This is a genomic window from Micromonospora solifontis, assembly GCF_003725545.1.
Classification (GTDB): domain Bacteria; phylum Actinomycetota; class Actinomycetes; order Mycobacteriales; family Micromonosporaceae; genus Micromonospora; species Micromonospora solifontis.
This window is the reverse complement of sequence record NZ_RJLN01000007.1, coordinates 15,226-29,539: the sequence shown is the minus strand read 5'-3', so window position 1 is coordinate 29,539 and position 14,314 is coordinate 15,226. Positions and strand designations below refer to the sequence as shown.

Genomic DNA, 14,314 nt, shown 5'->3' with positions numbered 1-14,314 from the left:
AGGACGACCGCATGGAGTACGTGAAGTTCGGGTCGACCGGCCTGGAGGTGTCCCGGCTCTGCCTGGGCTGCATGAGCTACGGCGAGCCGGGCCGTGGCCCGCATCCCTGGTCCCTGCCGGAGCAGGAGAGCCGGCCGTTCATCCGGCAGGCGCTGGAGCTGGGCGTCAACTTCTTCGACACCGCCAACGTCTACTCGGACGGCACCAGCGAGGAGATCGTCGGCCGGGCGTTGAAGGACTTCGCCCGCCGGGACGACGTGGTCATCGCGACCAAGGTGCACGGCCGGATGGGTGGCGGGCCGAACCGGGGCGGGCTGTCCCGCAAGCACATCCTGAGCGAGATCGACGCCAGCCTGCGCCGGCTGGGCACCGACTACGTGGACCTCTACCAGATCCACCGGCTCGACCCGACCACCCCGATCGAGGAGACCCTGGAGGCGCTGCACGACCTGGTCCGGGCCGGCAAGGTCCGCTACCTCGGCGCCTCCTCGATGTACGCGTGGCAGTTCGCCAAGGCCCTCTGGGCCGCCGAGCGGCACGGCTGGACGCGCTTCGTCTCCATGCAGAACCACTACAACCTGCTCTACCGGGAGGAGGAGCGGGAGATGCTGCCGCTCTGCACGGACCAGGGCATCGCGGTGATCCCGTGGAGCCCGCTGGCGCGGGGCCGGCTGACCCGGGACTGGGGCGAGCGCACCGCCCGGACGGAGACCGACGAGTTCGGCAAGGGCCTGTACGCGCGGACCGAGGAGCCGGACCGGGCGGTGGTCGACGCGGTGGCCCGGATCGCGGAGAAGCGGGGCGTACCCCGGGCGCAGGTGGCGCTGGCCTGGGTGGCCCGCAACCCGGCGGTGACCGCGCCGATCGTCGGCGCGACGAAGCCGCACCACCTGACCGACGCGGTGGCGGCGCTGGAGCTGGAGCTGACCGACGACGAGGTGGCCGCGCTGGAGGCGCCCTACGTCCCGCACCCGGTCGCGGGCTTCTAGGGCGTCACGCCGCGGCGGCGGTGCGGGGGAACGAGGCCCAGATGTTCTTGGTGTCCCCGGTGCCGTACCAGCCGACGGCCAGCGAGACCGACTGGGCCAGGAACAGCCCGCGACCACCGGAGTCGAGCGGGTGGATGTCGGTCAGCTCGGGAACGCTGCTCACGTCGTGGTCGGCCACGTCGAGGAGGAAGCAGTCGTCGGTGCGGAGCAGCGTGACGATCGTCGGCGGGCGGCCGTGCCGCAGCGCGTTGCTCGCCAGTTCCGTGGCGACGAGCACGACCAGGTGCGGCACCTCGTCGAGTTCCTCGCCCTGGACCAGGCCGTGCCGGGTCAGCGCCGCTCGCAGCGAGGCGCGCAGGTCGCGCAGCTCGGCAGGCGTGTCGAGGACCCACCGCTCCAGCTCGGTGGCCGTCGGCGGTGGTGGCGACGTGCGCAACTGATCCATGATCCCGCTTTACCCTGCGTAGCCACCCGCTAAGCGGTCCCGGCGGTCGGAAACCGGCGGGCCGGCCCCCGCCCGGGTCGGGCGGGGGCCGGCCCCCGGACCTCAGCGCCGGAGCAGCGCGAAGACGCCCCAGCCCAGGAACTCCCGCCGGTAGCGGACGTACCGTAGCGGGTCGTCGGTCAGCTCCTGCCGCAGCTCCCCGGCCAGCTCGTCGTCCGGGTTGGCGTCCAGCCAGCGGCGCAGGTTCAGCCAGTGCGCGGCCGCGTACCGGTCCCAGCTGTCCTGGTCGGCGAGGACCATCTCCACCAGGTCCCAGCCGCACTCGCCGAAGAGCCGGACCAGCCCGGGCAGGTCCCGGAACTCGTCCCGGGACCGGGCGTGCGAGCCGGCCACCGTCTCCTCGTCGGGCGGGTCGCGCCGCCAGTACGGCTCCCCGACCAGGACCATCCCGCCGGGGCGCAGGCTGCGGTCGAGGATCTCCAGGGTGCCCGGCACCCCGTCGCCGATCCAGGTGGCGCCGACGCAGGCGGCCAGGTCGACCGGCTCCGCGGCGACGTACGTGGCGGCGTCGCCGTGCACGAACCGGACCCGGTCGGCGACGCCCAGTTCGGCGGCGCGTGCCCGGGCGGCGGCGGTGTTGACGGTACTGATGTCCACCCCGGTGCCGGTCACGCCGTGGTCCCGGGCCCAGGTGCAGAGCAGTTCGCCCTTGCCGCTGCACAGGTCGAGGATCGACGTGCCGGGGGCCAGCTTGATCGCCCGGCCCAGGGTGGCGAGCTTGGCGTCGTCGATCGGGTTGATGATCCGCAGGTCGCCCTCGCGGATGGTGAACTTACGTGGCAGATCCAAGATGGTCACTCCTGAGGTGTGTTGGCGGTGTCGGAACGGGCTGACGCAGGTCGGCGCAGGTCGGCACGGGCACCAAAACACCCTCTTCAGGCAGTCGGAGTGACGGTTGCGGTGAGATTAGCGGCCATCCCGTCGGCGACCAACCGGAATACGCGGCGGGCGGGCCGGGCCGGCGCCCACCGGTGGACCGCCCACACCGGCGGCATTCCGCAGGTGTCGACCGCGCGGATATCCGTTGTGGCCTATGTCACGTTAGCGTTCCCGCACGCCGGCCGTCCCGCCGGCGCTCCGACGGGAGAACGCCATGAAGACACCGTGGAAAGCCGCCACCACCCTCGCCGCGGCCCTCCTCCTGGTCCTGCCCGGCGGCGTCGCCGCCCGGGCCGCGAGCACGCCGTACACCAAGACTCCGGTCTCCGGCTCGCTCGGCACCTACCACGTCTCCGCCGTGTACGTCGCCGGAGTCTCCTCCGGCGGGTACCTGGCCACCCAGCTCCAGGTCGCGTACTCGGCACGGATCCGGGGGGCGGCGATCTTCGCCGCCGGCCCGTACTACTGCGCGCAGAACAACGTCACCCAGGCGCTCTACGGCTGCGGCGACAACATCTACCCGACGTACGTCTCCAGCCTGGAGAGCTACACCCGCAGCTGGGCGTCGTACGGCTGGATCGACGGCACCGGCAACCTCTCCGGCCAGCCGGTGTACGTCTACCACGGCGGCAGCGACAGCACCGTGAAGAAGTCCGTCACCGACGACCTGGTCCGCTACTACCAGGACTTCGGGGCCAGCGTGCAGTACAACAGCGGCAGCTCCGCCGGGCACGCCTGGGTCACCCCGTACGGCACGGTCGGCTGCACGGCGACCGCGGCGCCCTTCCTCAACGACTGCGGCACCGACCCGGAGGGCGCCTTCCTCGGCAAGCTGCTCGGTTCGGTCGCCGCGCCGAACACCGGCCCGCTCGGCGGCACGCTCATCCGGTTCAGCCAGGACACCTTCGCCACCAACGGCTGGGCCAACGGGCTGAGCATGGACTCCAGCGGCTTCGCCTACGTCCCGAGCGCCTGCGCCGCCGGGACCACCTGTCGCCTGCTGGTCGCCCTGCACGGCTGCGCCCAGGGGTACGCCAAGGTCGGCACCGCCTTCGTCGACCGGGCCAACCTCAACCAGTACGCCGACACCAACCGGCTGATCGTGCTCTATCCCCAGGCGATCGCGACCGGAGTCAACCCGAACGGCTGCTGGGACTGGTGGGGCTACCTCGGCGCCACCAACTATCCGATCAAGGGCGGCTACCAGGTCGAGACGATCATGAACATGGTCCGCCGCCTGGACGGCTGACCGTCCCGCCCGGCCGTCGGCCGGGTTGTCGGCCCGGGTTGTCGGCCCGGGTTGTCGGCCGGGGTTGTCGGCCGGCGGGTTGCGGCAGGTCGCGGTCTCCCGAGCACCGGAGGCGGCGGTCTGCGGCAACCCGCGCCGCCCGGCGTCCCGAGGGCCCGGTGGACCCGCGCCGCCCGGCCGACCGCGCGGCCCGGGCGACGGCCAGGAATGGTCGGGCCGGTAGTGGGTAGGCGCGGCCGTGGCCGGTGCGGGTCCGCCGAGAGGGCGCAACGGGTCGACGGGGACCGGGCAGGATCGTGCGACGGCTGCCGAGCTGCCCCGGCGCTCGCTCACGATGCTGCGCGAGCGGCTGCACCGGGTCCGGGCCGGCGCCGGGCTGGCCGCCCAGGCGGGGCTGGCGGCGGGGTTGGCCTGGTGGGTGGCCGGCGATCTGCTGGGCATCCCGAAGCCGGTGTTCGCCCCGATCTCGGCGGTCGTGACGCTGGCCGCGTCGGTGGGGCAGCGGCTGCGCCGTACCGTCGAACTGGTCCTCGGGGTGGCCGTCGGCATCCTGATCGGCGACCTGCTGATCGCGCTGCTCGGCACCGGAGCGTGGCAGCTCGGCCTGATCGTGGTGCTGGCGGTCCTGGTGGCGGCGTTCGTCGGCCGCAGCCCCGCCCTGGTGGTGCAGGCCGGGGCGACCGCGGTGCTGCTCGGCACGCTGTCGCCGTCGGTGCCGAACCTGGAGATCCCGCGCTTCGCCGACGCGCTCATCGGCGGCGCGGTGGCCTTGGCGGTGACCGCCGTGCTGCTGCCGCTGAACCCGCTCCGGACGATCAACCGGGCCGCCGGACCCGCCCTCGACCTGCTCGTGGACCAGCTCGAGGCCACCGCCACGGCGCTCCGGCAGCGGGACGCCGCGCGGGCCCGGGCCGCCCGCGACCGGCTGCGGAACAACAAGAAGGAACTCGGGGCCTTCGGCGAGGCCGCGCAGGGCGCCCGGGAGGCCACCATGCTCTCCCCGGTGTACTGGAGTGCCCGGGAAGGCCCGCTCGGCCGGTACGCGCAGGCCGTGGAGCCGATCGACCGGGCCATGCGCAACAGCGGGACGCTGATCCGCCGGGCGGTGACCCTGATCGAGGACGGCGAACCGATCCCGGACGACCTGCTCGGCGCGGTGTCGGCGCTCGCCGAGGCGGTCCGGACGCTGCGCCGAGAGTTCGTCCGCGGGGCGTCGGAGCCCAAGCAGGCCCGGGAGCGGGCGCTGCGGGCGGTGGCCCGGGCGGGGCACGCCTACCGCGCCGGCGTGGGCTTCTCCGGCTCGGTGGTGGTCGCCCAGGTACGTACGACGGTCAGTGACCTGCTGGTGGCCACCGACCTGGCTCAGGACGACGCCAACGAGCTGGTCCGGCGGGCCTTCGGCGCGCTCACCCCGCCGTCCGGGCCGGACCGCGCGCCCCGCGACGAGGGCTGACAGCGCCGGCTCCGGTGGCCCCGGTCACGTGACCGGACGGCCGCCGTGAAAAGCGCGTCAAGAAAACGCCGTCCGCCGTCATGGTCGCGTTACAGCCCCTGTCCGGGCGACGGGGGCGGCGTTTTGATTGGCCGGCGCGACCGGGAGACGGTCGCGGACGAGCCGGTCCGGTAAGGGGAGTCAGGCGTGTCTGACCTGGTGTTCGTGCTGTTGACGGTGGGGCTGTTCGCAGCGCTCGCCCTCGTGGTGAGGGGTGTGGAAAAGCTGTGAGTGCGGTGAACGCCGTCGGTCTGGTGCTGGCGATCGGCCTGGGCGTGTTCCTGGTCGTCGCCCTGCTGTTCCCGGAGCGCTTCTGATGAGCACGACGACAGCGGGCATCATTTTCATTCTGTCGCTGGTGGCGGCGCTGGTCGCCGTCTACAAGCCGTTCGGCGACTACCTGTACCGGGTGGTCTCCGGCACCCGGCACTCTCGGCCGGAGCGGGGGCTCTACCGCGTGATGGGCGTCAACCCGGCGGCCGAGCAGTCCTGGGGTGTGTACGCGCGCAGCGTGCTCGCGTTCTCCGCGGTGTCGATCCTGTTCCTGTACGCGTTCATGCGGTTGCAGAACCACCTGTGGCTGTCGCTGGGCTTCGAACCGGTGGTGACGCACGGCGCGTGGAACACCGCGGTGTCGTTCGTGACCAACACGAACTGGCAGTGGTATTCGGGCGAGTCGACCATGGGCCATCTGGTGCAGATGGCCGGCCTGGCGGTGCAGAACTTCGTCTCCGCCGCGGTGGGTGTCGCCGTCGCGGTCGCCCTGGTCCGGGGCTTCGCCCGCAGCCGAACCGGTGAGCTGGGCAACTTCTGGGTCGACCTGACCCGGATCACCCTGCGCATCCTGCTGCCCGTCTGCGTGCTCGCCACGATCGCGTTGATGATCGGCGGCGCGGTGCAGAACCTGTCCGCCGGCACGGACGCGACCACGCTGACCGGTGCCGCCCAGCACCTCACCGGCGGCCCGGTCGCCAGCCAGGAGGCCATCAAGGACCTCGGCACCAACGGTGGTGGCTTCTACAACGTCAACAGCGCCCACCCGTTCGAGAACCCGACGAGCTGGACGAACTGGATCGAGATCTTCCTGCTGCTGGTGATCCCGTTCAGCCTGCCCCGGGTGTTCGGCCGGATGGTGGGGCAGAACCGGCAGGGCTACGCGATCGTCGCGGTGATGGCGATCCTGGCGTTGGGCAGCATCGCGGTGACCAACGGCTTCGAGTTGACCGGACACGGCACGGTCCCGCAGGCGGTCAGCGCCGCGCTCGAGGGCAAGGAGACGCGGTTCGGCGTATCGAACTCGGCCATGTTCGCGTCGTCGACCACGCTGACCTCCACCGGCTCGGTGGACTCGTTCCACGACTCGTACACGGCGCTCGGCGGCGGGATGTTGATCCTCAACATGATGCTCGGCGAGGTGGCGCCCGGCGGTGTCGGCGCCGGCCTGTACGGCCTGCTGATCCTCGCGGTGATCACCGTGTTCGTCGCCGGTCTGATGGTCGGCCGCACCCCGGAGTACATCGGTAAGAAGATCAGTTCCCGGGAGATCAAGCTGGCGTCGCTGTACTTCCTGGTCACCCCGGCGCTGGTGCTGGCCGGCACGGCGGCGGCGTTCGCCACCGGCAACAACTCCACGGCGTTGAACGTCGGCCCGCACGGCCTGTCCGAGGTGCTCTACGCGTTCACCTCGGCGAGCAACAACAACGGCTCCGCGTTCGCCGGCCTCACGGTGAGCACGCCGTGGTGGAACACCGCGCTGGGGATCTGCATGCTGCTCGGCCGATTCCTCCCGATCATCCTGGTGCTGGCGTTGGCCGGCTCCCTGGCTCGCCAGCAACCTACCCCCGCCTCCGAAGGCACCCTGCCGACCCACCGGCCGCTGTTCGTCGGGATGGTCGTCGGCGTCACGGTGATCCTCGTCGCGCTGACCTTCCTGCCCGCGCTCGCGCTCGGCCCCCTCGCCGAGGGGCTGTGACCACCATGAGAGAGAACGACATGACCACCTCTACGCCGGCACCGCACGGTACGGCGGACGCCCCCGCCTCCGGCACACCCGCCGCCCACGGCAACCGGGCCGGCGGACTGCTCGACCCGGAGCAACTCGTCCGGTCCCTGCCCGACGCGCTGCGCAAGCTGGACCCGCGCACCCTGTGGCGAAACCCGGTGATGCTGATCGTCGAGATCGGCGCGCTGTTCACCAGCGTCCTGGCCGTCGTGGACCCGTCAGTGTTCGCCTGGGCGATCACGGTCTGGCTGTGGCTGACGGTGATCTTCGCGAACCTCGCCGAGGCCGTCGCCGAGGGGCGCGGCAAGGCCCAGGCCGCCGCCCTGCGGAAGGCGAAGACGGACACCGTCGCCACCCGTGCCCTGGGCTGGACCCCGGGCGCCGCCGCGGGGACCTACCGCACCGAGTCGGTGCCCGCCCCGCAGTTGCGCCAGGGCGACGTCGTCGTGGTGGAGGCCGGCGAGATCATCCCCGGCGACGGGGACGTGGTCGAGGGCATCGCCAGCGTCGACGAGTCCGCCATCACCGGCGAGTCGGCCCCGGTGATCCGGGAGTCGGGTGGTGACCGCAGTGCGGTCACCGGCGGCACGAAGGTGCTCTCCGACCGGATCGTCGTGATGATCACCCAGAAGCCGGGGGAGAGCTTCATCGACCGGATGATCAATCTGGTCGAGGGAGCCAACCGGCAGAAGACCCCGAACGAGATCGCGCTGAACATCCTGCTCGCCGCGCTCACGATCATCTTCCTGCTCGCGGTCGTCACGCTCCAACCCCTCGCGATCTTCTCCAAGAACTTCCAGGCCGCCGCACCGGACTCCGGCGCGGTCACCGACGCGGGCGTCACCGGCATCGTGCTGGTCTCGCTGCTGGTCTGCCTCATCCCGACCACCATCGGGGCGCTGCTGTCGGCAATCGGCATCGCCGGCATGGACCGCCTCGTGCAGCGCAACGTGCTGGCCATGAGCGGCCGGGCCGTCGAGGCCGCCGGCGACGTGAACACCCTGCTGCTCGACAAGACCGGCACCATCACCCTCGGCAACCGCCAGGCCGACGAGTTCGTGCCGGTCGAGGGAGTGGACGTCGCCGCGGTGGCCGACGCGGCACAGCTGTCCAGCCTCGCCGACGAGACCCCCGAGGGTCGCTCCATCGTGGTGCTCGCGAAGAACGAGTTCGGGCTGCGCGAGCGCGAGCCGGGCCTGATGCCGCACGCGACCTTCGTGCCGTTCACCGCGCAGACCCGGATGAGCGGCGTCGACCTCACTCCGGAAGACGGGCCGGCGCGCCGGATCCGCAAGGGCGCCGCCGCCGCGGTCATGAAGTGGGTACGCGAGAACGGCGGCCACCCCACCGAGCTGGTGGGGCAGATCGTCGACGAGATCAGCGGCATCGGCGGCACGCCGCTGGTGGTGGCCGAACACGTCGATGGTGGACCGGCCCGGGCGCTCGGCGTCGTCCACTTGAAGGACATCGTCAAGTCGGGGATGCGGGAGCGGTTCGACGAGATGCGCCGGATGGGCATCCGCACCGTGATGATCACCGGCGACAACCCGCGTACCGCCAAGGCGATCGCCGACGAGGCCGGAGTCGACGACTTCCTCGCCGAGGCCACCCCGGAGGACAAGCTCGCGCTGATCCGCAAGGAGCAGGAGGGCGGCCGGCTGGTCGCGATGACCGGCGACGGCACCAACGACGCGCCCGCCCTGGCGCAGGCCGACGTCGGTGTCGCGATGAACACCGGCACGTCGGCGGCCAAGGAGGCCGGCAACATGGTCGACCTCGACTCCGACCCGACCAAGCTGATCGAGATCGTGGAGATCGGCAAGCAGTTGCTGATCACCCGGGGTGCGCTGACCACGTTCAGCATCTCGAACGACATCGCCAAGTACTTCGCGATCATCCCGGCCATGTTCGCCGGCATCTACCCGAGCCTGGACCGGCTGAACATCATGCGGCTGGCCAGCCCGGATTCGGCGATCCTGTCCGCGGTCATCTTCAACGCGATCATCATCATCGCGCTGATCCCTCTGGCGCTGCGCGGCGTGCGTTACCGGCCGGCGGCCGCGTCGAAGCTGCTCAGTCGGAACCTGCTGGTCTACGGCCTCGGCGGCCTCATCGTGCCGTTCATCGGTATCAAACTCATCGACCTGCTCATCCAGTTCATCCCAGGGATCTCGTGATGCGCCTACCCACCTGGCTCGCCCAACACCTCGCCGCCCTGCGCGCGCTGCTCGTCTTCACCGTGCTGCTCGGATTGGCCTACCCGCTCGCCATGGTCGCGATCGGCCAGATTCCCGGCCTCGCCGGCAAGGCTGACGGCTCGCTGGTGAGTGTGAACGGCAAGACCGTCGGCAGTTCGCTCATCGGCCAGTCCTTCACCGACGCCGACGGCAACCCCGTCCCGCGCTACTTCCAGTCCCGGCCGTCGGCGGCCGGCGACGGCTACGACCCCACCGCCACCTCGGCCAGCAACCTCGGCCCGGAGGACATCGTCGACACCATCGCCACCAACCCCGACGATTCGACGCAGAGCCTGCTCACCCAGGTCTGCACGCGCAGCAAAGCGATCGGCGCGCTCGACGGCGTGGACGGGCGGCGGCCCTACTGCACGGCTGACGGTGTCGGCGCGGTCCTGGCCGTGTTCCGCCGCGACGGCCTCACCGGCCCGGTCGCCCGGGTGGTGAGCGTCAACCAGGTCGCCCCGGCCACCGCGTTCGTCACTACCTACGAGGGGGTGCCGGTGGAGCTGGCCCAACCGGGCCACGACTACCGCGCCGAGGGTGGGGTCATCACCCCGATCCGGGGTGACGCACCCGCCCAGCCGGCGGTGCCAACTGACGCGGTCACCGCCAGCGGCAGCGGCCTCGACCCGCACATCTCCCCGGCGTACGCCGAAATCCAGGTGGCCCGCGTGGCGCGCGAGCGCGGCGCGGACCCGGCGGAGATCCGGCGGCTGCTCAGGGAGCACACCACCGGGCGGGCGCTCGGCTTCATGGGTGAGCCCGCGGTCAACGTGCTCGAACTCAACCTCGCCCTCGACAAGAAGTTCCCGCCGCGCTGACCGACGATCGCGGGCGGGACCACCCTCCTGGTGGGACCCGCCCGCGTCGCCCGACCGTCGATGCCCGGTGGCCCCGGGAATCAGGGAGGATGTTTCCGTGCCAAGGGGAGAGCTCCGCATCTACCTCGGGGCCGCCCCCGGCGTGGGCAAGACGTACGCCATGCTGGAGGAGGCCCAGCGGCGCGCCGAGCGCGGCACCGACGTGGTGATCGGCCTGGTCGAGACCCACGGCCGACCGCACACCGCCGCAATGATCGACGACCTGGAAGTGGTGCCCCGACGCAGCGTCACCTACCGGGGCGCTCTCTTCACCGAGATGGACCTCGACGCGGTCCTGGCCCGCCGCCCCGAGGTCGCCGTGGTCGACGAACTCGCGCACACCAACGTGCCCGGCTCCCGCAATGACAAGCGCTGGCAGGACGTCCAGCAGTTGCTCGACGCCGGGATCAGCGTGCTGACCACGGTCAACATCCAGCACCTGGAATCGCTCAACGACGTCGTCGCCCAGATCACCGGCACCACCCAACGGGAGACCCTGCCGGACCAGGTGGTCCGCGCCGCCGAGCAGGTCGAGCTGGTCGACATGACCCCGGAGGCCCTGCGTCGCCGGATGGCCCACGGCAACATCTACCGCCCGGACAAGATCGACGCCGCACTCGGCAACTACTTCCGGGTCGGCAACCTCACCGCCCTGCGTGAGCTAGCCCTGCTCTGGCTGGCCGACAAGGTCGACGAGCAGCTCGACACCTACCGGGCCCAGCAGGGCATCTCCGCCACCTGGGAGGCCCGGGAACGGGTCGTCGTCGCCCTGACCGGCGGGCCCGAGGGTGAGACCCTGGTCCGGCGGGCGGCCCGAATCGCCGCCCGCAGCAAGGGCGCCGACCTGCTCGCCGTGCACGTGGCCCGCAGCGACGGCCTGGCCGGCGCCGACCCGGCCCAACTGGCCCGGCAGCGGGTGCTGGTGGAGAGCCTCGGCGGCACGTACCACCAGGTGCTCGGTGCCGACATCCCAGCGGCGCTGCTGGACTTCGCGCGGGGAGTCAACGCCACGCAACTCGTGCTCGGCGCGAGCCGCCGCGGCCGGTTCGCGCAGCTCTTCTCCCCGGGTGTCGGCGTCACCACCACCGCCCTGTCCGGGCCCATCGACGTACACCTGGTCACCCACGCCGAGGCCGGGCGCGGCCGGCGCGGCACCGCGGTGCCCGCGGCGCTGTCGCGGCGGCGGCGCCTGCTCGGGTTCGCCCTCGCCTGTCTCGGCATGCCAGCGCTGACCGCGCTGCTGAAGGTGCTGCCCGGCCTCACCCTGACCAGCGACATCCTGCTCTTCCTCGCCGGCGTGGTCGGCGTCGCGCTGGTCGGTGGCATGTGGCCGGCGCTGGTCGCCGCGCTCGGCGGCTCCCTGCTGCTGAACTGGTTCTTCACCCCGCCCTTCTACACGCTCACCATCGCCGAGGCGGAGAATCTGCTCGCGCTCGGCGTATTCGTCGGCGTCGCGGTCGCGGTGAGCTGGGTGGTCGACGTGGCCGCCCGGCGTACCCGGGAGGCGGCCCGGGCCTCCGCCGACGCACAGACCATGGCCACTGTCGCCGGCGGCGTGCTGCGCGGCGAACGACCCCTGCCGGCGCTCCTGGATCGGCTGCGGGAGACCTTCGCGCTGCGTGCGGTCAGCGTCCTCGAACTCACCGCCGAGGCGCAGGGCCGCCCAGGCCGGGCACAGGAGGAGGCCGCCTGGCGGGTGGTCGCCAGCGTCGGCGAGGCACCGCCGTGCAGCCCCAGCGCGGGAGAGACAGCCGTCCCGGTGGACGACCGGCTCACCGTGGTGCTCGCCGGACGGCGCCTCGAAGCCGCCGACCGGCGGGTGGTCGAGGCGTTCGCCGCGCAGGCCGCCGTCGCGCTGCGGCAGGAACGGCTCGCCGCGGAGGCCGCTGCGGCCCGGCCGCTCGCCGAGGCCGACCGGATGCGCACCGCGCTGCTCGCCGCGGTCAGCCACGACCTGCGTACGCCGCTCGCCTCGGCCAAGGCGGCCGTGTCCAGCCTGCGCAGCCACGACATCGAATTCGACGCCGATGACCGGGAGGAACTGCTGGCCACCGCCGACGAGTCCCTCGACCGGCTGCACCGGCTGGTGGCGAACCTGCTCGACATGAGCCGCCTCCAGGCCGGCGCGCTCGGTGTCGCCACGACCCCGATCGGGTTGGAGGACGCCGTACCCCTGGCCCTGGACGAGCTCGGCGCGGCCGCCCTGGACGTCACCACCGACATTCCCGCCAACCTGCCGGCAGCGCTTGCCGACCCCGGCCTGCTGGAGCGGGTGCTGGTCAACATCGTGGCCAACGCCCTGCGCCACAGCCCGCCCGGTCAGCCCCCGACGATCACCGCCAGCGCGCACGCCGGGCAGGTGGAGCTCCGGGTAATTGACAGCGGTCCGGGCATTCCGGCGGACCAGTGGGAGCACGTCTTCCTGCCCTTCCAGCGCCTCGGCGACCGGGACAACCAGACGGGCGTCGGGCTGGGGCTGGCGCTGTCCCGAGGGCTGGCCGAGGCGATGGGTGGCAGCATCACCCCCGAGACCACCCCGGGTGGTGGGCTGACCATGGTGCTGCGGCTGCCCGCCGCCGAGGGTTCGGAAGGGGCTCGCGGATGACCCGGATCCTGGTGGTCGACGACGAGCCGCAGATTCTCCGCGCGCTCCGGATCAACCTGCGCGCTCGGGGCTACGACGTTCAGGTCGCCGAGACGGGCACCGCCGCGCTCAAGGCCGCCGCCGCTCACCCGCCCGACCTGGTGGTGCTCGACCTCGGCCTGCCCGACCTGGACGGTGTCGAGGTGATCCGGGGGCTGCGCGGCTGGACCAGCGTGCCGATCATCGTGCTCTCCGGCCGGGCCGGCAGCGAGGACAAGGTCTCCGCCCTGGACGCCGGTGCCGACGACTACGTCACCAAACCGTTCGGCGTCGACGAGCTGCTGGCCCGGATCCGGGCGGTCACCCGGCGGCTCGGCGGCGCCACTCCGGCCTTCCCTGCGCTGCGGATCGGCGCACACACCGTCGACCTGGCCGACCGCACGGTCACCCGGGACGACGGCACCGAGGTCAAGCTCACCCCGACCCAGTGGGCGATGCTGGAGAAGCTGCTGCGCAACCCGGGCAAGCTGGTCAGCCAACGGCAGTTGTTACGCGACGTGTGGGGACCGGAGTACCAGCACGAGACCAACTACCTGCGGCAGTACATGGCCCAGCTCCGGCGCAAGCTGGAGGACGATCCGGCCCGCCCCCGGCATCTGATCACCGAGCCCGGGATGGGCTACCGCTACCGCCCCTGACGCCCACGGCTCCGACGAGCGATCACGGACGGCTGGTCAACGTTCCACGAGGGCGATCTCGAAGCTGTAGAGCGCCGGCCGGTAGACGTGCGAACCGTGCTCCACCGCCCGGCCGTTGTCGTCGTACGTGGTGCGGGTCATGGTGAGCAGCGGCGCCCCCCGGCGCTCGTTGAGCAGCCGACCCTCGGCGAGGGTGGCCGCGCGGGCGCCGATGAGCTGGTTGGCCACCCGCATGTGCACCCCGACCCCGCGCAGCAGCTCGTACAGCCCGCGTTCCTCCAGGCGTTCGGCGGTCAACTCGGTCAGGTCAGTGGGCAGCCAGTTCTGCATGATGGCCAGCGGCTCCCCCTGCGCGAAGCGCAGTCGTCGCAGGTGCACCACCTCGGTGCCGGGGGCCAGGCGCAGCGCGGCGGCGATCGTGTCGTCGCAGGGCCCGGTCTCCACCGCCAGCACCTTCGTGCCGGGTCGTTGATTGCTGCGGCTCAGGTCGTCGTACAGGCTGCTCAGCTCGACCGGTCGCTTGACCACGCCGTGCACGACCTGCGTGCCCACGCCGCGCTTGCGCACCAGCAGGCCCTTGTCGACCAGGTGCTGGATGGCCTGGCGCATCGTCGGCCGGGACAGGCCGGTCTGGTCGGCGAGCAGTATCTCGTTGTCCAGCCGCGAGCCGGGCGGCAGCTCGCCGCGATCGATGAGGGCCTCGATCTGCTGGGCGACCTGGAAATAGAGGGGGATGGGGCTCGATCGATCGAGGGTGATCGGCAGGGGCCTGGTCAAGGTGATCCTCGCAGTTCGGTCACGGTGCGGCCACCTTACCAG

12 protein-coding genes are annotated in these 14,314 nt (G+C 71.9%); 9 read left to right on the top strand and 3 right to left on the bottom strand.

The window, feature by feature from the left end:
- Positions 1-11: 11 nt before the first annotated feature.
- A complete protein-coding gene (locus EFE23_RS04085; protein ID WP_123239597.1) occupies positions 12-989 on the top strand; it encodes an aldo/keto reductase in 978 nt (325 codons plus the stop codon).
- A 4-nt stretch (positions 990-993) separates the two neighbouring features.
- On the opposite strand, the gene EFE23_RS04080 is transcribed toward EFE23_RS04085, so the two are convergent.
- Together EFE23_RS04080 and EFE23_RS04075 are read right to left on the bottom strand one after the other, a co-directional pair.
- A complete protein-coding gene (locus tag EFE23_RS04080) occupies positions 994-1,434 on the bottom strand; it encodes an ATP-binding protein (protein ID WP_123239523.1) in 441 nt (146 codons plus the stop codon).
- Positions 1,435-1,536: 102 nt separating this feature from the next.
- A complete protein-coding gene (locus EFE23_RS04075; RefSeq protein ID WP_199736916.1) occupies positions 1,537-2,292 on the bottom strand; it encodes an SAM-dependent methyltransferase in 756 nt (251 codons plus the stop codon).
- 295 nt (positions 2,293-2,587) lie between these two features.
- Here EFE23_RS04075 and EFE23_RS04070 point away from each other — a divergent pair, with 295 nt between their 5' ends.
- The 8 genes from EFE23_RS04070 to EFE23_RS04035 all read left to right on the top strand — a co-directional run bounded on the left by EFE23_RS04070 (position 2,588) and on the right by EFE23_RS04035 (position 13,495).
- A complete protein-coding gene (locus tag EFE23_RS04070; RefSeq protein WP_123239522.1) occupies positions 2,588-3,622 on the top strand; it encodes an extracellular catalytic domain type 2 short-chain-length polyhydroxyalkanoate depolymerase in 1,035 nt (344 codons plus the stop codon).
- A gap of 334 nt (positions 3,623-3,956) precedes the next feature.
- Complete coding sequence (locus EFE23_RS04065) at positions 3,957-5,075, top strand: FUSC family protein (RefSeq protein ID WP_123239521.1); 1,119 nt, start codon at positions 3,957-3,959, stop codon at positions 5,073-5,075.
- Positions 5,076-5,341: 266 nt separating this feature from the next.
- Positions 5,342-5,431: a K(+)-transporting ATPase subunit F gene (kdpF, locus tag EFE23_RS04060; RefSeq protein WP_036343797.1), complete on the top strand. Its 90-nt coding sequence runs from the start codon at positions 5,342-5,344 to the stop codon at positions 5,429-5,431.
- Positions 5,431-7,086 (top strand): potassium-transporting ATPase subunit KdpA, encoded by a 1,656-nt coding sequence (gene kdpA, locus EFE23_RS04055; RefSeq protein WP_123239520.1) that lies wholly within the window; start codon positions 5,431-5,433, stop codon positions 7,084-7,086. The genes kdpF and kdpA overlap by 1 nt, the downstream gene beginning before the upstream one ends.
- Positions 7,087-7,106: 20 nt before the next feature.
- Positions 7,107-9,293, top strand: a complete 2,187-nt coding sequence (gene kdpB / locus EFE23_RS04050; RefSeq protein WP_123239595.1) for a potassium-transporting ATPase subunit KdpB — start codon at positions 7,107-7,109, stop codon at positions 9,291-9,293.
- The gene (locus EFE23_RS04045; protein ID WP_123239519.1) at positions 9,293-10,174 is read left to right on the top strand and encodes a potassium-transporting ATPase subunit C; all 882 of its coding nucleotides are present in this window, start codon (positions 9,293-9,295) and stop codon (positions 10,172-10,174) included. Before kdpB ends, EFE23_RS04045 begins: the two co-directional genes overlap by 1 nt.
- Positions 10,175-10,271: 97 nt before the next feature.
- Positions 10,272-12,818, top strand: coding sequence for a sensor histidine kinase (locus tag EFE23_RS04040; protein WP_123239518.1), 2,547 nt, complete (start codon positions 10,272-10,274; stop codon positions 12,816-12,818).
- Positions 12,815-13,495, top strand: coding sequence for a response regulator (locus tag EFE23_RS04035; RefSeq protein WP_123239517.1), 681 nt, complete (start codon positions 12,815-12,817; stop codon positions 13,493-13,495). Before EFE23_RS04040 ends, EFE23_RS04035 begins: the two co-directional genes overlap by 4 nt.
- Before the next feature lie 36 nt (positions 13,496-13,531).
- On the opposite strand, the gene EFE23_RS04030 is transcribed toward EFE23_RS04035, so the two are convergent.
- Positions 13,532-14,272, bottom strand: a complete 741-nt coding sequence (locus EFE23_RS04030; protein WP_233600853.1) for a GntR family transcriptional regulator — start codon at positions 14,270-14,272, stop codon at positions 13,532-13,534.
- Positions 14,273-14,314: the final 42 nt, after the last annotated feature.

Bases quoted from the DNA above. Each gene is read 5' to 3' on its own strand.
- EFE23_RS04035 (WP_123239517.1), top strand. From the start codon at position 12,815: ATGACCCGGATCCTGGTGGTCGACGACGAGCCGCAGATTCTCCGCGCG.
- EFE23_RS04085 (WP_123239597.1), top strand. From the start codon at position 12: ATGGAGTACGTGAAGTTCGGGTCGACCGGCCTGGAGGTGTCCCGGCTC.
- EFE23_RS04080 (WP_123239523.1), bottom strand. From the start codon at position 1,434: ATGGATCAGTTGCGCACGTCGCCACCACCGCCGACGGCCACCGAGCTG.
- EFE23_RS04045 (WP_123239519.1), top strand. From the start codon at position 9,293: ATGCGCCTACCCACCTGGCTCGCCCAACACCTCGCCGCCCTGCGCGCG.
- kdpA (WP_123239520.1), top strand. From the start codon at position 5,431: ATGAGCACGACGACAGCGGGCATCATTTTCATTCTGTCGCTGGTGGCG.
- kdpB (WP_123239595.1), top strand. From the start codon at position 7,107: ATGACCACCTCTACGCCGGCACCGCACGGTACGGCGGACGCCCCCGCC.
- EFE23_RS04070 (WP_123239522.1), top strand. From the start codon at position 2,588: ATGAAGACACCGTGGAAAGCCGCCACCACCCTCGCCGCGGCCCTCCTC.
- EFE23_RS04065 (WP_123239521.1), top strand. From the start codon at position 3,957: ATGCTGCGCGAGCGGCTGCACCGGGTCCGGGCCGGCGCCGGGCTGGCC.